Source organism: Oceanobacillus sp. GQ8 (assembly GCF_059758495.1).
Map to the genome: position 1 here is coordinate 230,716 of NZ_JCAXEV010000005.1, position 17,142 is coordinate 247,857.

A 17,142-nucleotide genomic window follows, 5' to 3' on the forward strand; every position below is an offset into this window, starting at 1 on the left:
AACTTTTAACAATGCTATAATCTGAAGCTTTCACGGGGATATTTTTTGTACTGATTCAAGCATCAGCACATGTTTTATACTTGTTTATTTTTTTCGCTATATGGGATGCATATAAGGATGGCAAAGGAGAGAAATCTCCTTTTTTTATGAACATATTAGGTGTAATATATTCGCCTGTTGCGGAAGTTTTTATGGAGTATTAATTGGATTCGTATTTATACCGTTGTTATTTTTATTTCAGTTTTTTTGACTGGTCTTTTTATTTGACACTTCTGTTTTACATATACTATTTATAAAAAATGGAAGTAAATGAAATATTAAAATCCATTTACATTAACTATGTAAAAATTAGAAGATATTTTATCGAATATGGTTTTATGAAACGTAGTAGGTATTGTACAGAGTATTGGGTGAAGGGATAAATAGAGTGTATGGAAAAGTATTAGAAGGACTGTATAGTTGACCCATATAAAGTCGCATTGTAAATTCGCAATGAATTTCGCATGTAGCTTTTCTTTCGATCGAGATCTATAAAATAAAGTTGGTTCAGTCGGTAGGATTAGCAAGTGGTTTCGCATTTTGAAAACAATAATTGTATAGGTGGATCGTTTGTGATTTAATTAAAAGGTTAAATAGAATTTACATAAATAAATCAAATAAAGAGATTGTGAACGAGTACACTTAAGCTAACGGACAGTTTAGTATAACTTTTTTGCCACTTGCTTAATTAGGAAACGTTTTCTAATTAGTAGACGTGGTTATTTGCTTTACACACTAATTTCTCCTTCCACTTTTAATTCTAAATTGGGATGGTGAACACCCGCATATTTTTTTAAAATGTCTGTAGAAACTTGAAAAATTCTTGTATCCTACTTGAAAGCAAATTTCAGTGCTATTAAGAACTGTATTCAATAATAATTGTTGCGCTTTATGAATTCTAATAATTTCTAAGTAGTTATGGGGGGAAATGCCTAATTTTCCTTTGAAGATCCGGCTTAAATAATATGGGCTCACCCCAATTTTGAAGGCAAGGGAGTTTAATGTTATTTTTTCATGATAGTGTTGTTTTAAATAATTAATTGCTTCTTCCACTATATCTTGCTGAGGATCATATGTCACAATAGATAGTTCAGATTGGCATCTTTTACATGGCCTAAATCCTTGTTTTATAGCATCCGCAGCATTTTCAAAAAAATATATATTATCATAACTTGGAGCTTTAGATTTACAAGATGGTCGACAAAAAATACCAGTTGTCTTTACCGCATAAAAAAACTTCCCATCATATTTTTTATCACATTTAACTACTGCATCCCACATTAACTCGAAAGAAAATTGGGTATTTGGCTTCATGAAATAATCTCCCTCCAATCAATAAAGAATCTCCATGCTAACGTACAGTATTGGAACACCCTATTATGTTAAATTTTAAATTCCTTCTAACTTGATTGCTTTTTATTCGAAGATATAACCCATTTTTGAAATGTCATATAGCTAACGTATAAAGCGACAATGATTATCGGAACAAAAATGTACAATTGAAAAAACGGCAATACAATAATACAAAAGATTATTGATACTAAAGAGGACCACCAAGGTAAGGATTTATTCTTAAAAAGTTTAACACCTGCAGCCATAGAAAAAATATACACAAACACTCCTAACGAGGTCGGGATAAATAAAATATCATTAAATGTCATTGAAAAGAATTCTGTAATAATAACTCCGATACTTGCGAAGACAATTACAAAAACAACCATACGTCTTGGAATTTGTTTAGTTGGGTGTATATGTGATAATTGTTTTGGAAAAGCACCGTCTCTGCTCAAAGAGTATCCGAGTTGCGTCAGACTTGCAACAAACGCATTCGAAGTTCCGACACATATAAAAAATGCCAAAATGGCGGTCACAATTTGTGCACCTATTCCTAGTGTTGCCCCCATTATAGCACCAATAGGTGAAAGATCACTCTCTTTACTACCATAAGTCCCAGTTCCGATCGTTACAAAACTTAAAGCTAAAAATAATATCCCAATAATTATTACGCTAATGATGGTACTATTCACAATGTTTTTATTGGGGTTTTTAAAGTGGTTCGCAAGATTACAAATAGCCTCCCATCCAAAAAATGCCCAAAATATCGCTGTTATTGCTATTCCAATTGAATGCCATCCATTAGATACAAATGGGGTGAAATTCTCTAAATCAATACGCGGTATTGAAACAATAATAGCGAGTGTAAGTAATAATAGTAAACAACCACTCAAGATTAATGCAACTCTACCGCTTACCTTAACTCCATTATAATTGGCTATACCTGCAATAACTAGAATTGTGAATGCAAGTAAACTTCTTGTAAAGTCAGAAATTCCAAAAGCCTGACTAACGTAAAATGCCCCAGTTAAAGACACAACTGTTTGTCCAACTGCAGCAGTGACAAAGTAAAACCAACCTACAATATTTCCAGAATGAAAACCAAAGGATTTTCGGACAAAAGTAGCTGCACCCCCGGCATCCGGATATTCTCGTGCCAGACAAGCAAATGTGTAGGCAAGTGGAAGATTAGCAAGAATCACAATTATCCAAGATAATATGGATGCAGGGCCCGCAATAGAAGCAGTAACTGATGATATAAAAAGAACACCGGAGCCCAGTATTGCGGCAATATATAATGCTATACCTTCATATAAACCAATTGAACGATTTTCCATAATACATCCCTTCCTTTAGTAAAACTTTATCACTTGGAGGGAGTATATTACTTCTCATTTCTTGCGTTCTAATTTTAATTATCCTGAAATGTTATTGATTTTATCTTGTGGTTTTTAACGAAATAGATATTTTTCAATAAAGGATGCTTTAGTTGAACATTATAATACCCAAAAAGAGCTTGGATTACCGAGGCTCTTTTTAAGTGATTACACTTATCTTTTCTCAGTGTTTAGACTTGTATATTGCACAGTTATTTCTAGTTAATTGACGTTTGCACTTCAAAATGGAAACAAGTGATATTTGACAAATCTACTTTTTTATTTGGTACTTTTGGATTTTATCCATACAACTAAAAGCACATACAAAAAGAGGAATTATTATATAAATATAGAATTTAAAAGCTAACCCTAATTTAAGGTGTAAGGAAAAATGATGAATTTTTTATTAAAGTCACACTGTATATTTCCGACATCTAATATTAACGAACAAGATGAAGTATTATTACGAAAAAGACACGATGGGAATTGGGAATTACCAGGTGGTTTAATGGATCTAGGAGAAAGTTTTGAACAAGTAGCTAAAAGAGAGGTTTTTGAAGAAACAGGATTAGTGATCGATAACTTAAAATTAATTAATATCTTCTCGGGTTCTGAATACTATTTTAAAGTTTCAAATGGCGAGTAATTATATTTTGTAACAGCTGTTTATCATACTAATAATGTAAGTGGATTATAGCGAGTCGGAAAAAATGCAGTACTTCCCAACAAGTGATTTGCCAAATGACTTAACAGATGAGTACAGAGGGTTTGTTGAAGAATATATAAATTGTAAAAAATGTACTTAATATGAGTGACCTCCTTTTTCAAAAAAATAGAAAAGAGTTGGAGGGCAATATATGAATTTTAATCTCAAAGAAGCAATTGAGGTTTTAGAAAGAACGCCAAAGACATTAGAAAGCTTCTTGGTTGGCTTATCCGACGGTTGGTTGCAATGCAACGAAGGAGAAGGAACATGGAATTCAACCCAGGTGATTGATCATTTAATTGAGTGCGAGAAAAGTAATTGGATTCCAAGATTGAAAACTATTCTGGAGGAGAGAGGAAATAGGGTATTCCCACCATTCGATCGTGATGCTCACCTATCGAATCCGACGCAGACCTCTATCATTGTAAAGCTGGAGGAGTTTAAACGTCTACGAGCACGAAATATTGAGTTTGTTAGGGCAGAAATTATAGCGGATTTTCAGTTTGAATTAGCAGGAGAACATCCCGTATTTGGGAAAGTGAAACTGCGAGAATTACTCTCCACATGGGTGGTTCATGATTTAACACATGTATCCCAGGTAGTAAGAGTGATGTCAGAAAGGTATAGAGAGGATGTCGGGCCGTGGGTAGAATATTTAAGTGTGCTCAAAGACTGAAGATTAATCCTCTTTCTAAAACAGATGGAAATATAAAAAACACGAAGCGTACAATTTTTGCAGGGGTTCTTTTTATATTCGTACTGACAGGGTGCATTGGCGAGGATTATGATGTTGGTGTTCCAGCTGCTCATTTACAAGCTGGTTCAAAAAATTAATCCAACACAATTAACAGAAGCAAATGTTAGTTGGCGTTCATCGAGTGGAGTAGTAGATGAAACAATCGATAATATCGAAGAATATGGATTAGCACAAGGTGAAATTAGGGTTTCTCCAAATCAAAAAGCCTCCTTGGAATTTAAAGAGAACGAAGAAAATGGTGGAGATATTTGGACGGATCCAACGATAACAGCTTCCTTTTGGAAAAATGGAAAGCAAACTAACATTGATTTAGAAGATAGTACAGAATTCCATTTCCCAACAATTGAAGGAAATTATGTATTAGAGGTTAACTTTATAGATTCGGCTAACAAGGCTCAATACTTAGGGAATATTGTTATTGATAAAACAAGCCAGCAGACTGAAGTAACTGGAGGAAAGCTTCCAAAGTTTACATTTATGGCAATGCCTACTATTAAAAAAGTCAATTCAGATGGTCTGGTATTTGATAATAGTTACTCCGAAGTATGTTGGAATAATTGTAGTAACGACAGCACATATAAATATCCCGAGATCCATTCTGGCGATGTGGAAATAGGCGATAAGTTATTAATTGAATGGAACGAGATGACCCCCCATCCGACTGAAATATATTTACATCAAATAGATACCGAGAATTATAAAGCAATAGAAAAGGTTGAAATAGACCAGAACACTGCTTCTTTAGAAGTTGAAGTGGGGGAAGAGAATAGCAATGCACAGTATGCTGTAGAATTTTTGTGGACAGAAGGAAACGAGATTGTTGGAAAAAGTATATTGAACTTTAGGTTTGAATAGTTGCTGACTATTATCAACTGAATATTTAAGTGGGGGAGAAAAGCATAGAGTCTCGGATTGTGACAAGCTTATTCACAAAGAAGATCATTCAGAATAACTCACTAAATTTATGCTGGATTCAAATAGGATCCGGTTTTTTATTTCCGTCTATAACATTTTCAACTGCATCTAAAGGTGAAAAACTTTAATAGATTATTTTGAATATATGGTAAAATATACTTGGTAAAAATTAAAAGGACAAGAAGGAGTGATTACAGTTAGCATTTTTGAGAAATATAAAACATTTAAAGTTGAAGATATACAAGGGTACTCGCCTCAAATAGGTCATTTGGTATCTATGATGAATTATACAAGGTATACCACATTAAAAGCGGTTGAAGGATTAAGTATTGAACAGTTGGATTATTTGCCACAAAAGAATGGCAATTCAATTGGTGCGTTATTACTACATATGGCTGCGGTTGAATTTGGATTTCAAGTTGAGTTCTTTGAGAATAGAAAGCCGAATGAGCGAGAGATGGAAGAATGGGGAGCTGCTTATGACCTTGGTGAATTAGGGAGAGAGCAGATTAAAGGTAACCCCTTAAAATTCTACATTAAAAAATTGGAAGATGTTCGTAGTAGAACGTTGGAAGAGTTTAAAAGCAAACAAGATGAGTGGTTATATGAAGAGGCACCTTGGGGCGGTGTGTCTGCCAATAATTATTTTATATGGTTCCATACCTTTGAAGATGAATTAAATCATAGGGGCCAGATTCGGATATTAAGGAACACGCTACCTTCTAACTTATAACGGTAATCAATCAATTAAAAAAACTATTAATAAGTAAGAAATAAATTGGTTAGGAGGTGTCTGTAATTAATATAAATTTTACTTTTAATATCATAACGATTTTAACTGGGGTTTTAGCATGGAGCGTCATTGCCTTTTTTACTTATCGTATTTATAAGAAGCAAATGGTAAAACCAAAGATATGGAAGATTTTAATTGTTATCCTGGTTGGGCTTTTCTCATTCTCTATTAATTGGAAGATGTTTAACGCATTAATAGAGTTTGCGGTCCTGCCACTCGGTGTATGGATATTCTATTTATTTCTGAGAAGAAAGAATGGGCGGTGGCAGGTTTATCGTCCTTATGCCTGGTTAGGATTTTTTGCGAATTATCTATTCTTGGCATCTACTTTACTTGCATTACCAATCCATGAAGTTATTTATCCAAAAGATGATCCAACTACATATATAGCAAACCTTGATGACGCGTCTCTGATAACTATCCACCCATCAGGGAAGGAGGCTTCACTAGATGAAGAAACTCTATTAAATCAACTCCCAACCTTGGAACAAGAAGACGTTGATAGTATCCCATGGTACGAAGATACAGTCATAGATATTGATTCAAATGAAATAAATGAACGTTTTCCTTATCAGCTCATTGGAACTTCACCTAAATGGGGCAGTGGTCTTCTTTCTATGATCTATATTGAAGCGGATGGAAAAGGCATATTACTTTCAACAACGAATGAACAACTTTATTTTCGTGCTGAAAAAGCGGTTATAGAGGGGGTTGAGTAAAAATAATGAAAAAAAGACTTTGGCTTATCGTAATTAGTATTATAATTCTTGTAGTGCTTGCAATTATATATTGGTTTTATTTTTCTAAGCCCGCTTCTTTTCCAACTAATGAACGACTAGTCGAAGAAATGAATAACAGTTTTCCTAGTGCGGCAGCAAGCGAGATCCAAGATACGATTCCTGTTGATGACAACAATGTGCTTGTACCTTTTATCTCCAAAAATGATGACTACAGTTTAAGCTATTGGGTGTGGAAAAGACATAAATGGAGAATTGCCTCCATTGATACAAATGGAAGGCCAATGCTTTGGAAAATTGACAAAAATGATCCTTATTCATACAGAGTAGTTTGGAATATCCATCCCGAAGATCAATTGAGCTATGCAGCGTTTTATTTACTGAAGGATAGAGGATACCGTATTTCTGAAGGGGTAGAACATTACGAACCAGGAGTACAAATGATGAAGGAAGTCTCCCTCGAAGAGAAATCTTATGGTACGTTTATGCTACCAGAGGAATGGGCGGCCTTTATGGATTCATTTTCAGAATTAGGAGCAGCTAAACAACAGGATTCATTTTTTCATCGTTTTTTCCCCGAACAGTATATATCTATTGGATGGATTCCATATGATCACAAGAATCAAGAAACCTATCCAGAGCGTTCTGTTAACGGAAGCGGGTTTTCAAATGAGAATGCGTATTTGGACTACGTAAGGATATTGGATGAAAGTGAGATTGAGACTGCGGAGTAATTCTTTTAATCATATATTGAAGTAACAATAGGGTGGGAGGACATTTGTATGACAATTCTTAGGCCTGGGTATGGCTTAGACGCTAATGGTTTTATTGTAAGCGATGTGAGCAGAGAGAAGATTGAAGATGTTTATATGTCCTGTATTCAAGAATCTATCGAGAGCCTAAAAGACTTATTTCATCAGCAATTGCACAGTGTTTATGTGTACGGTAGCGTAGCGAGAGGGGAGGCAATTGTAAGAAATTCAGATTTGGACCTTATCGCTATGGTTCATGGTAAACTGACCTCTGCTAAGTTGAATGAATTTAAGGAGCTTACTGTAAAATTGTCTCAGAAATATCGCTCTCTGGTACGTGATGTGGGTATAGCTATTGCCTATTACGATTATACAATGGACCCCTCAAATTACTACGAAAATGCATTTCTAAAGGAAATCTGTGTTTGTGTCGAGGGAGAGGATGTAGGAGATCAGTTTGGCCCATACAAGCTAACACCGGAGATAGCTATTCGCTTTAATGGTGATATTGGTGATTCTCTTACTCGAACATTAGCTAAGTTAGAAAACGCTTCTAGTCAGGATTTCAAAACATTTTCACAAGGATTCGCTCGTAAGCTGATTCGAACATATTATTCAATGGTAATGGCGCGCTCTCAGATTTGGACTACACGACTTCACGAGCAAGCGGAAGTCTTTCTTCAGTACTTCCCAGATAAAAAAGCGATTGTTGACACTTTGGTAAATTGGATAGACCTACCTCCGACAGGTCGTGAGGCTGTTTATGAATTGTATAAAAAAGAGGGAGAGTGGGCTAGTGAAAACTTTACACGTGAGGCAACTATTTCTTCCGTACTATGAGGATATGCACATGCCAAATAACTATTTTGTTCATCTCATCATAGTAAGAAGAGTCCGATATCAAGAAAACCTATCATCCCTAGAAGACTAATTAAACCATCCTTATGATAAAATAACTCTAGTAGATCTCCATGAACATGAATTCTCAAATGGAGAGCCGTCAGTGGAATTTGGTATTATGAACACATTACCAGAGTTCGCAGGAGTGCAATTAGACGATTTAGTGATGCATAAAGAAGGGGAAGCGAAGTATTATTTATTAACTCAAAGACAATATTTGCTGTTTATGAGGCTTCATCTCTGGATAGTTACCGGCAGATCAGAATAATAATAAAGACCTTAGGAAAATTGATTTTTTAAAAGATATGATAGATAAATAAGGAGGGGATCAAATATGACTCAGAGTAATAAGAAGGAACTATCACAAGAACAACGTGAAACATTATTAAATACATTGAAAACACGCTTTGAGAAAAACATGCATCGCCATAAAGATCTTGAGTGGGAAAAGGTGCAAGCAAAGCTGGAAGGAAGCCCTGAAAAACTATGGTCACTAAATGAAATGGAAAAAACAGAAGGGGAGCCGGATGTTGTCGACTATGATGGTGAGAAGGACGAGTATATTTTTTGTGATTGTTCAAAGGAGAGTCCTAAAGGTCGTAGAAGTGTTTGCTTTGACCGGAAAGCCTTAGAGTCAAGAAAAAAACATAAGCCAGATAATAACGCGGTAGATATGGCTGCAGACATGGGCATTGAAATACTAACGGAAGAACAGTATAGAGAAATACAAGAAATAGAGGAATTTGACAAGAAAACATCAACGTGGGTGCAAACACCTTCTGATATTAGAGAGCTTGGTGGCGCCCTCTTTTGCGACCGTCGGTTTGGGCACGTTTTTTTGTATCATAATGGAGCGGAATCCTATTATGGTTCAAGAGGTTTTCGTGGCTCATTAAGGGTTTGAATGAAAAGACTTACATGAAAAAATACAAATTTTGTCGGGAGAGTTTTTATGCCTAATTTAAAAGATCTTGTCATCCTCGTAACAGGAGCGAATCGGGGACAAGGGAAAGCAATTGCAGAACATCTAGCAGATTTAGGTGGAAAGGTAATCGTTGGTGCTCGAAATTACGAAAGTGCATTAGAAGTAGCAGAGGAAATAGGGAATGAGCGTGCTTATCCAGTGCAATTGGATGTTACCAAGGAAAGTGGTTGGAGAACAGCGATTAAGGATATTGTCGATGAATTTGGGAGAATTGATGTATTAGTAAATAACGCTGGTATTTTAAAACGTAAGCCATTTACGGAGATTTCTGCGGAAGAGTATCTGGAGTTAATTAACGTCAATCAAGTTGGGGTATTCCTTGGAATGCAATCAGTGATTCCTTATATGGAGAAACAAGGAAAAGGTGCAATTGTAAATAATGTTTCGATATCTGCTTTTTCCCCGATAGCGCATTCTTCCGCTTATGCTGCAAGTAAAGCGGCTGTAGTGGCGATGTCTAAATCAGCAGCTATTGAGCTAGGTTCAAAAGGTATTCGGGTGAACATGATACACCCAGGTGGGGTTAATACCGACATGGCGAAAAATGGGAATGAGGTTCCTACATATTATCAAACTCTACCTTTAGGACGGATTGGGGAACCAACTGAAATCGCCAAAGCTATTGCCTTTTTTGCTTCTGACGAAAGTTCATACTGTACAGGAGCAGAGTTGGTCGTTGATGGCGGGATGACATTGGGAAATGGAAATGATGAATGATTAAATGGTGCACAAACTGGGAGAGCTCATAATCTAATGGAGCTCTCCTTTTCCTTAAAGATCAATGTAAGAAAGGATGAGTAAAGAGCGAGAAATAAAACTAGATCATTTCCTTCCCAAGCATGGGATCATTAGTGAAGATAATGAAAAAATTTGAAAATTTTTCTATTAAAGTGCTCAGCATAAATGTTACGATATACTTGGATGCATACACTTCTTAATGGGGTATTCTAATTCTTTAATAATCTTCTACTACATATTTTTTACTACTTACTGCAGTGTTTGCCGGTCAGATTTAGGGTATATAAGGGAATTCAAAATTCGGTATTCATGAGGTGATGTTTTTGGTTAGTATATTGGAAAGCATATTTCAGTTTTCAATAATACTGTTATTTTTATGCTCCTTCTATTTTTACCGACATTTTAAAAAGATTAAGAGAGAAAGGAAATTAACCGCAACTGAGCTTTCTGTCTATCTGATAGCTCAAGTTGCTGCATTTCTTTGTGCAGGGAGTTATTTACTTCTAATCTTGGACAGGAGCTTTGGTTAATAAGTATTGTTTTATCAGTAAAAATAGGAGGGGATACGATGGAAACGTTGGAAGAATATGTAGCGCAAATTGACCCGCAACATAAAGAGCGAATGATAGAGGTTTTGACTTGGGTAAAGGAAACCTTTCCTAATTTAAAGTCCAGAATAGCTTGGAACCAGCCTATGTTCACGGATCATGGCACCTATATTATTGGATTTAGTGTCTCCAAAAAGCATTTAGCTGTTGCCCCAGAGGCGGTAGGAATTAACCATTTCGCTCATGACATTGGAGAGGCTGGTTACGATTATACAAAGCAGCTTGTCCGCATCCCTTGGGACAGTTCTGTTGAGTACACATTACTCGAAAAGATGATTCGTTTTAATATAATGGACAAGGCAGAGTGTACCACGTTTTGGCGAAAGTAAGGGGAAAGGTGACCTAAAACAGGAAATCTTTCTATATAATTTTCTAATTAAGGAGAAGTTATGATGAATAGTAAGAAGAAAACAGGTATGATATTAGGTATTGCTTCACTACTAATGGTGTTTATTTGCTTTATTATATTTCTCTTTAGAGGGCCTAATCCTAATATTCACATAGACGCTACAATTTTTATTGTGTTATCAGCCATTGGGATTGTATTAGCTATCCTTTCTTGGGTTAAGTCTAAACGACTTACCTTTTTAATTGTTGGATTGCTAGGGAATGGTGTTGTTATGGGGTTTGGATTTCTATTATTATTAGCGATGGGGTTAAGTGAAGCAATGAATGAGGTAGGGCAAGCACCTTTTCTTATATGAAGGATCAACTGGATATGTGAATGAAGTTCATATCTAAACCTGCGTTAGTGTTAGCGCTAGGGTGTAAGGGGTGGCTATAATGAAAAAGTATATTCTATTTGCCGTTAGTTTTATATTGCTGGTCACATTATTTCAAATTTTAAATGGTTTATTTCTAACACTTGCTTATAATCCAGATATAGAAGAGGCTTGGGACAGGAGCGCTAGTTTCCCTAGGGAAACTGTTATCATTAAAGGGGAACAAACCTCATTTTCGTTTACATTAATATCTGCTTTTTTGCTGCCTCTGTTGCATACTTTATCCCCAAAATGATTAAAAATAATCCGACTAGTAATTGAGGAAGTCATCCAGTTGTATACCTTCACAGCTCTATTATAATTAAGCGTACCCTCTATAATTAAAATAGTCTACAAACTACGGTTTTCTAGGCTCTTATGAGTTTTAGATTCTTTTTTAATAAAAAAATTTCCAATAATACTTGCCATTCTATATTTTATCTGTTATTCTAAAGAAGAATTATTTTTGTTCGGTCTCGATCTGAGAGGAAAGTATCGCAAGACACGCTTCACCTTTTATCTAAATTGAGCATTAATAGTAATAAATTGTGGGAATACCACGCAGGAGGAAACAAACATGCAACAAGGTACAGTAAAATGGTTTAACGCAGATAAAGGCTTCGGTTTCATCGAAGTTGAAGGTGGAGATGATGTATTCGTACATTTCTCAGCTATCCAAGGAGAAGGCTTCAAAACTTTAGACGAAGGTCAATCAGTTTCTTTTGAAATTGAAGAAGGTCAACGCGGACCTCAAGCGACTAACGTTACTAAAAATTAATTATAAAAGGACTCTTTAATTAGAGTCCTTTTTTTATGCGTAAAACTTCAACACATGTCCTTAACTTCTTTGAATAAGGTCATGTGTTTTTTAGTTTCTTAGAATAAACTTTTTGTTTTCTTTAAGAGGGTGAAACCACTTATATCGAATCTCCCGTTACGCTACACCTATTCAATCCCCTTGTAGCAAACTGTATTAATAATATCTGCAATTTGTTGAGGTGTCCTGTCCATATTGCGGGAGAGCCAGTGTTTAATGACATGAATGCTTCCACTAATAATGAATGTACTAATATAGGCAGAATCAGCAGAATCCCTGTCATACTCATCCGTCCAATTATCAATTAAGAAGCTGCGGGCTACCTCCATAACTCTTTCCTCGAAAGATGTATCTTTATTTTCAATTAGAAGGGTATAGCAAATTTCATGTTTTGATTTAATGTACTCTAATAGTTTAATCGTGGTTTGCATTGCTTTTTCTTTCTGGGCGAAGTTATGAGCGTTTAAATAAGTATTCATATCTGCAATAATCTCTTCTTCAATTTTATTTAGCAGATCGTAGTGGTCCTTGTAATGTGTATAAAAGGTAGAGCGATTAATATCAGCGTGATTACATATCTCTTTTACAGTGATTGTGGAGAGAGGCTTAGACTTCAATAATGCGATCAAACTATCCTTTAAGACCATTCGAGTATATTTTTTTCGTCTGTCTAGTTTTTCCGTCATAAAAAATTCACACTTTCTACACATATTTATCCAACATTATTACTATTTCCGTCGGATATTGTACGTAAATTAACATACTGGTTGTTGTTAATCCAACACCGTGTATATTATAATATATAGGATTTCAATAAAGGACGCAAGAGAGGGTGAGCTTCAATCGGCTGGACATCACAGATTATTAAACGAAAAAAATCGATTGTTATTACATTTATTATAGTAGCTATACTTAGTGTGTTTGCGCAATTTGCGGTATCTGTTAATTATAATATGGTGGATTATTTACCAAAGGATACGCCGTCTACAACAGCAATGGACGTCATGGAAGAGGAATTTGATGGGGCTGTTGCAAATACCCGTGTGATGATGCGGGATGTCAGTATTCAAGAAGCCTTGGCATTTAAGGAAGAACTTAAAGCAATTGAGGGCGTATCTGAAGTAACATGGCTGGATGATGCCCTTGATGTGAAAACACCAATTGAAATGGCCGACCCGGATACCGTTGAATCCTATTATAAGGATGGAAATGCCTTGTTTTCTTTTCATATTGAGGAAGGCAAGGAAGTGGAAACAACGGATGCCATTTATCAATTAATCGGAGAAGACAATGCGATGTCTGGTGAAGCACTAGATACCGCAACTTCACAGAAGATGACAGGGAAAGAGTCTATGTATGCAGCAGCATTGCTCATACCAATTATTATTTTAATTTTGGTCCTATCAACCAATTCTTGGGCAGAACCAGCCCTTTTCCTAACAGCTATCGGAATTTCTGTGCTGATTAATTTAGGTACAAATATCTTTCTTGGTGAGATCTCTTTCATAACACAATCGGTGGCGCCAATTTTGCAGCTAGCAGTATCGCTTGATTATGCTATATTTCTACTGCATAGTTTTGCAGATTATCGCAAGACAGAAAAGACGCCAGCGAAGGCGATGCAGATGGCTATGAAGCGATCTTTTCCAGCAATCGTGGCAAGTGCCTCTACTACCTTTTTTGGTTTTATTGCACTGACATTTATGGATTTCGAAATTGGAGCAGATTTAGGTGTAAACCTGGTGAAGGGTATTGCACTTAGCTTTATTAGTGTCATGGTATTCTTACCAGCATTAACTTTAATGTGCTACCACTGGATCGATAAAACGAAGCACAAACAGTTGCTGCCGAGCATCCGCAATGTTGGGAAAACCTTAATTAAGTTCCGTATACCAGCATTGCTCATTCTATTATTATTGATTGTTCCTGCATACTTAGGACAGGGTAAAACAGACTTTATGTATGGAATGGGGGAACAACCAGATTCAACAAGGTCTGGTAGTGATTCTATTGCGATAGAACAAGTGTATGATAAACACACCCCGATGGTTCTGTTAGTTCCAAAGGGAGACATTGCAAAGGAAGAAGAATTGGTTCAAGAAATAAAAGATTTTTCAGAAGTAAAAAGTACTGTATCGTATGTAGATGCGATTAGTCCGGCGATACCGGCTGAATATCTCGATGAATCGGTTACGGAACAATTCTTTTCAGAGAATTACAGTCGGATTATCATAAACTCAGCTGTTGATAATGAAGGGGAGGAGACCTTTGCCTTCATTGAGCAATTAAAAGAGAAAGCTTCCCACTATTATAATGATGACTATCATCTATTAGGTGAGAGTGTCACCCTGTATGACATGAAGAATGTGGTGGAAGATGATAATACGGTTGTTAATGTCTTAACAGTAGTGGCAATCGCAATCGTGCTGCTTATAACATTCCGTTCTCTTTCCTTCCCAGTTGTACTGCTGGTGACTATTCAGTCTGCGGTATGGATTAATTTATCCATCCCTTACTTTACAAATATATCACTGGTTTACGTAGGGTATTTGATTATAAGTACAGTGCAATTGGCAGCAACTGTCGATTATGCAATTTTGTTAACGGAAGCCTATAAAGAAAATCGCAAAGAATTGCGTGCATTACCTGCTGTAAGGAAAACCATTGATGAAAAGATATTCTCTATTGGAGTATCTGCATCCATTCTATCAAGTGTCGGATTTATTTTATGGCTGACATCTTCCAATCAGATTGTTGGCTCAATTGGATTATTATTAGGACGTGGAGCATTACTTGCGTTCATTATGGTAGTCCTCGTACTTCCTGCAATGCTAATTGTACTTGATCGTATTATCGAAAAAACAACATGGAAACCAAACTTTTACAAGGGGGAATGATCCATTGCGCAATAAAAAAACTGTTCCAGTACTATTGGGCACAATGCTCGTGTTTTCCTCCTTCTCAACAACTGCTTTTGCTGATGAAGTGAAGGAAGAAAAAGCGGGCGACTATACGTCAAAAGATGAAGTGATCTATGGAAATATGGCTGCCAGCGGCCAATTGCAAGACATGTATGTTGTAAATACGTTTCGTGTGACAGACCCAGGAGAGATTGTGGATTATGGTGCATATACCTCTGTTCGTAATTTAAGCAATCTGACTGACATTGTAAAAAATGAAGATACAGTGGAATTTAAAGCTGAAGATAAGGAATTTTATTACCAGGGAAATATGGAGAATAAGGCACTGCCATGGGACATCTCGATCACGTATATACTGGATGGAGAAGAAGTAAAGCCACAGGATCTAGCTGGACAGAGCGGGACATTAGAAATACAGATTTCTACCTCTGCAAATGAAGAGGGGGATGCTGAGTTCTTTAAAAACTATTTGCTGCAAATTGCGGTTACCCTAGATCCAGCGAATTTTGATAATATACAGGCACCAGAAGGAACAAAAGCCAATGCAGGGCAAAATAAACAAATTACGTTCTCTGTCATGCCTGATAAGGAAGAAACGTACATTATTTCCTCAGATGTTACCAATTTTGAGATGGATCCAATCGAAATTAATGCTGCGCCATACTCCATGTCGATTGAAAGCCCTGATCTTGGTGGGGTGACAGGTGAAATGCAAGATTTGGCTGATGCTATTAGTCAAATCCATTCAGGTGTTGGTGATCTGAAAAATGGTGTCTCTGAACTTGATCAAGGTGCACAGGAATTAGGGGATGGGTCTACTGAATACCGGAACGGGATGGAACAACTAAATTCTTCCTCCAGTGAATTGGTTAATGGATCTGCAGAAATAAAGAACGCATTAGCCACTATTAATCAAACGGTTCAAGACAGTACAGGAAATTTAGATGTAAGTGCACTTATGGAATTTCCGTCCCACTTACGTGACGTTGCAAATGGCTTGAACGAATCTGCACAGGCACTAGGGGAATTGGAAAAAGGATACAGCGAAGCTAATCAGCAACTGGAAAAAGCAATGACTGCTATTCCTTCCTATGAAATTAGTGAAGCGCAGATAAAGGCATTGAATGGAAGCAACGCAGATGAAGAAGTAGTCGCGAAACTAGTCGAAACGTACCAGGCTGCAAATACAGCCAAACAAACGTACAATGCCGTGAAAGAAGCATTTAATGGGGTATCAGGAGCAATAGAACAATCCTCTGGTGCTACGCAAGAGATGGCTTCCAACTTAGAAACAATGGCAACAGAGATTGAGAATGCCATGGCTTCTACAGGAGGCTTAGACTCCATTGCTCAAATGCAACAAGGATTTTCTGCTCTATCTTCGCAGTATCAGACATTCCATAACGGATTGGTAGATTACACAGATGGTGTCGGACAATTGACTTCATCGTACCAAGAGCTAGATGCGGGGATTCAAGATTTGGGAAATGGAACTTCTGCAACTCGTGATGGGGTAAGTGAGTTACATGACGGTACGAAAGAATTGCAGGAAGCTACTAGTGATCTGCCTGGTCAAATTGAAGAGGAAACAGATGAAATGATGGAAGAGTTTGCTAACTCTGATTATGAACCTAGCTCCTTTATTTCCGATAAAAATGAAAACGTGGAAGTAGTTCAATTTGTCCTAAAAACGGAAGGGATTGAAATTCCTGAACCGGAAACAAAAGAAGAACCGAAAGAAGAAGAAAAAGGAATCTGGGAAAAATTCTTAGATCTTTTTCGGTAAATTAATATATGCTTTTTAGCGCTCAGCTCAATGATAAAAACCTCCTTGTGAATAAAACAAGGAGGTTTTTATTTTACTTCCAAATTGATATGAATGTATTTTCTGCATTTGAAGTTCTTAGAAAAGATATAAATAGCTTCTAATAAATTGATTTTTGAAACAATTAATTAGAATAAATGGTAAAATTATAGGTAACACCTTTTGCACTTAGATGGA

21 protein-coding genes are annotated in these 17,142 nt (G+C 36.4%); 18 read left to right on the forward strand and 3 right to left on the reverse strand.

Going from position 1 to position 17,142, the window contains the following annotated elements:
* The first annotated feature begins 299 nt into the window (after window positions 1-299).
* Window positions 300-422 carry a DUF2087 domain-containing protein gene (locus AC6CHS_RS16360; RefSeq protein ID WP_106895867.1) on the forward strand — a complete coding sequence of 41 codons (123 nt, stop codon included), beginning with the start codon at window positions 300-302 and terminating at the stop codon, window positions 420-422.
* 352 nt (window positions 423-774) lie between these two features.
* On the opposite strand, the gene AC6CHS_RS16365 is transcribed toward AC6CHS_RS16360, so the two are convergent.
* Together AC6CHS_RS16365 and AC6CHS_RS16370 are read right to left on the reverse strand one after the other, a co-directional pair.
* Window positions 775-1,353 carry a bifunctional transcriptional activator/DNA repair enzyme AdaA gene (locus AC6CHS_RS16365; RefSeq protein ID WP_498237742.1) on the reverse strand — a complete coding sequence of 193 codons (579 nt, stop codon included), beginning with the start codon at window positions 1,351-1,353 and terminating at the stop codon, window positions 775-777.
* 86 nt (window positions 1,354-1,439) lie between these two features.
* Window positions 1,440-2,711: an APC family permease gene (locus AC6CHS_RS16370; RefSeq protein WP_498237744.1), complete on the reverse strand. Its 1,272-nt coding sequence runs from the start codon at window positions 2,709-2,711 to the stop codon at window positions 1,440-1,442.
* A 430-nt stretch (window positions 2,712-3,141) separates the two neighbouring features.
* On the opposite strand from AC6CHS_RS16370, the gene AC6CHS_RS16375 reads away from it, so the two are divergent.
* The 15 genes from AC6CHS_RS16375 to AC6CHS_RS16445 all read left to right on the forward strand — a co-directional run bounded on the left by AC6CHS_RS16375 (window position 3,142) and on the right by AC6CHS_RS16445 (window position 12,180).
* Entirely contained in the window at window positions 3,142-3,396 is a 255-nt protein-coding gene (locus AC6CHS_RS16375) for an NUDIX domain-containing protein (RefSeq protein WP_498237746.1), read from the forward strand.
* A gap of 211 nt (window positions 3,397-3,607) precedes the next feature.
* The gene (locus AC6CHS_RS16380) at window positions 3,608-4,132 is read left to right on the forward strand and encodes a DinB family protein (protein WP_498237748.1); all 525 of its coding nucleotides are present in this window, start codon (window positions 3,608-3,610) and stop codon (window positions 4,130-4,132) included.
* 96 nt (window positions 4,133-4,228) lie between these two features.
* Window positions 4,229-5,068: a hypothetical protein gene (locus tag AC6CHS_RS16385; RefSeq protein ID WP_498237750.1), complete on the forward strand. Its 840-nt coding sequence runs from the start codon at window positions 4,229-4,231 to the stop codon at window positions 5,066-5,068.
* A gap of 337 nt (window positions 5,069-5,405) precedes the next feature.
* Window positions 5,406-5,861, forward strand: a complete 456-nt coding sequence (locus tag AC6CHS_RS16390; RefSeq protein ID WP_498237752.1) for a DinB family protein — start codon at window positions 5,406-5,408, stop codon at window positions 5,859-5,861.
* A 56-nt stretch (window positions 5,862-5,917) separates the two neighbouring features.
* Complete coding sequence (locus AC6CHS_RS16395; protein ID WP_498237753.1) at window positions 5,918-6,640, forward strand: hypothetical protein; 723 nt, start codon at window positions 5,918-5,920, stop codon at window positions 6,638-6,640.
* A 5-nt stretch (window positions 6,641-6,645) separates the two neighbouring features.
* Entirely contained in the window at window positions 6,646-7,392 is a 747-nt protein-coding gene (locus tag AC6CHS_RS16400) for a hypothetical protein (protein WP_498237755.1), read from the forward strand.
* A 48-nt stretch (window positions 7,393-7,440) separates the two neighbouring features.
* The gene (locus AC6CHS_RS16405; protein WP_498237757.1) at window positions 7,441-8,250 is read left to right on the forward strand and encodes a nucleotidyltransferase domain-containing protein; all 810 of its coding nucleotides are present in this window, start codon (window positions 7,441-7,443) and stop codon (window positions 8,248-8,250) included.
* Between the two features lie 163 nt (window positions 8,251-8,413).
* The gene (locus AC6CHS_RS16410) at window positions 8,414-8,578 is read left to right on the forward strand and encodes a hypothetical protein (RefSeq protein ID WP_498237759.1); all 165 of its coding nucleotides are present in this window, start codon (window positions 8,414-8,416) and stop codon (window positions 8,576-8,578) included.
* A 66-nt stretch (window positions 8,579-8,644) separates the two neighbouring features.
* A complete protein-coding gene (locus tag AC6CHS_RS16415; RefSeq protein ID WP_498237760.1) occupies window positions 8,645-9,214 on the forward strand; it encodes a DUF4256 domain-containing protein in 570 nt (189 codons plus the stop codon).
* A gap of 48 nt (window positions 9,215-9,262) precedes the next feature.
* Window positions 9,263-10,012 carry an SDR family NAD(P)-dependent oxidoreductase gene (locus tag AC6CHS_RS16420; protein WP_498237762.1) on the forward strand — a complete coding sequence of 250 codons (750 nt, stop codon included), beginning with the start codon at window positions 9,263-9,265 and terminating at the stop codon, window positions 10,010-10,012.
* A 338-nt stretch (window positions 10,013-10,350) separates the two neighbouring features.
* On the forward strand, window positions 10,351-10,563 hold the full coding sequence (locus AC6CHS_RS16425; protein ID WP_498237764.1) for a hypothetical protein: 213 nt from the start codon (window positions 10,351-10,353) through the stop codon (window positions 10,561-10,563).
* A 38-nt stretch (window positions 10,564-10,601) separates the two neighbouring features.
* Window positions 10,602-10,970 (forward strand): iron chaperone, encoded by a 369-nt coding sequence (locus AC6CHS_RS16430; RefSeq protein ID WP_498237766.1) that lies wholly within the window; start codon window positions 10,602-10,604, stop codon window positions 10,968-10,970.
* Between the two features lie 63 nt (window positions 10,971-11,033).
* A complete protein-coding gene (locus tag AC6CHS_RS16435) occupies window positions 11,034-11,345 on the forward strand; it encodes a hypothetical protein (RefSeq protein ID WP_498237768.1) in 312 nt (103 codons plus the stop codon).
* A gap of 79 nt (window positions 11,346-11,424) precedes the next feature.
* Window positions 11,425-11,658, forward strand: a complete 234-nt coding sequence (locus tag AC6CHS_RS16440; RefSeq protein WP_498237769.1) for a hypothetical protein — start codon at window positions 11,425-11,427, stop codon at window positions 11,656-11,658.
* 321 nt (window positions 11,659-11,979) lie between these two features.
* Window positions 11,980-12,180: a cold-shock protein gene (locus AC6CHS_RS16445; RefSeq protein ID WP_036577358.1), complete on the forward strand. Its 201-nt coding sequence runs from the start codon at window positions 11,980-11,982 to the stop codon at window positions 12,178-12,180.
* 167 nt (window positions 12,181-12,347) lie between these two features.
* On the opposite strand, the gene AC6CHS_RS16450 is transcribed toward AC6CHS_RS16445, so the two are convergent.
* On the reverse strand, window positions 12,348-12,905 hold the full coding sequence (locus AC6CHS_RS16450; RefSeq protein ID WP_498237771.1) for a TetR/AcrR family transcriptional regulator: 558 nt from the start codon (window positions 12,903-12,905) through the stop codon (window positions 12,348-12,350).
* Between the two features lie 267 nt (window positions 12,906-13,172).
* Here AC6CHS_RS16450 and AC6CHS_RS16455 point away from each other — a divergent pair, with 267 nt between their 5' ends.
* Both AC6CHS_RS16455 and AC6CHS_RS16460 read left to right on the forward strand, forming a co-directional pair.
* The gene (locus AC6CHS_RS16455; RefSeq protein ID WP_498237773.1) at window positions 13,173-15,116 is read left to right on the forward strand and encodes an efflux RND transporter permease subunit; all 1,944 of its coding nucleotides are present in this window, start codon (window positions 13,173-13,175) and stop codon (window positions 15,114-15,116) included.
* Between the two features lie 4 nt (window positions 15,117-15,120).
* Window positions 15,121-16,926, forward strand: a complete 1,806-nt coding sequence (locus tag AC6CHS_RS16460; RefSeq protein ID WP_498237775.1) for a methyl-accepting chemotaxis protein — start codon at window positions 15,121-15,123, stop codon at window positions 16,924-16,926.
* The last annotated feature ends 216 nt before the right edge of the window (window positions 16,927-17,142 follow it).

Coding starts and splice junctions, on each gene's coding strand:
- AC6CHS_RS16360 (WP_106895867.1), top strand. CDS start 300: ATGGAAGTAAATGAAATATTAAAATCCATTTACATTAACTATGTAAAA.
- AC6CHS_RS16365 (WP_498237742.1), bottom strand. CDS start 1,353: ATGAAGCCAAATACCCAATTTTCTTTCGAGTTAATGTGGGATGCAGTA.
- AC6CHS_RS16370 (WP_498237744.1), bottom strand. CDS start 2,711: ATGGAAAATCGTTCAATTGGTTTATATGAAGGTATAGCATTATATATT.
- AC6CHS_RS16375 (WP_498237746.1), top strand. CDS start 3,142: ATGATGAATTTTTTATTAAAGTCACACTGTATATTTCCGACATCTAAT.
- AC6CHS_RS16380 (WP_498237748.1), top strand. CDS start 3,608: ATGAATTTTAATCTCAAAGAAGCAATTGAGGTTTTAGAAAGAACGCCA.
- AC6CHS_RS16390 (WP_498237752.1), top strand. CDS start 5,406: ATGATGAATTATACAAGGTATACCACATTAAAAGCGGTTGAAGGATTA.
- AC6CHS_RS16400 (WP_498237755.1), top strand. CDS start 6,646: ATGAAAAAAAGACTTTGGCTTATCGTAATTAGTATTATAATTCTTGTA.
- AC6CHS_RS16405 (WP_498237757.1), top strand. CDS start 7,441: ATGACAATTCTTAGGCCTGGGTATGGCTTAGACGCTAATGGTTTTATT.
- AC6CHS_RS16415 (WP_498237760.1), top strand. CDS start 8,645: ATGACTCAGAGTAATAAGAAGGAACTATCACAAGAACAACGTGAAACA.
- AC6CHS_RS16420 (WP_498237762.1), top strand. CDS start 9,263: ATGCCTAATTTAAAAGATCTTGTCATCCTCGTAACAGGAGCGAATCGG.
- AC6CHS_RS16425 (WP_498237764.1), top strand. CDS start 10,351: ATGTTTTTGGTTAGTATATTGGAAAGCATATTTCAGTTTTCAATAATA.
- AC6CHS_RS16430 (WP_498237766.1), top strand. CDS start 10,602: ATGGAAACGTTGGAAGAATATGTAGCGCAAATTGACCCGCAACATAAA.
- AC6CHS_RS16435 (WP_498237768.1), top strand. CDS start 11,034: ATGAATAGTAAGAAGAAAACAGGTATGATATTAGGTATTGCTTCACTA.
- AC6CHS_RS16440 (WP_498237769.1), top strand. CDS start 11,425: ATGAAAAAGTATATTCTATTTGCCGTTAGTTTTATATTGCTGGTCACA.
- AC6CHS_RS16445 (WP_036577358.1), top strand. CDS start 11,980: ATGCAACAAGGTACAGTAAAATGGTTTAACGCAGATAAAGGCTTCGGT.
- AC6CHS_RS16450 (WP_498237771.1), bottom strand. CDS start 12,905: ATGACGGAAAAACTAGACAGACGAAAAAAATATACTCGAATGGTCTTA.
- AC6CHS_RS16455 (WP_498237773.1), top strand. CDS start 13,173: ATGGTGGATTATTTACCAAAGGATACGCCGTCTACAACAGCAATGGAC.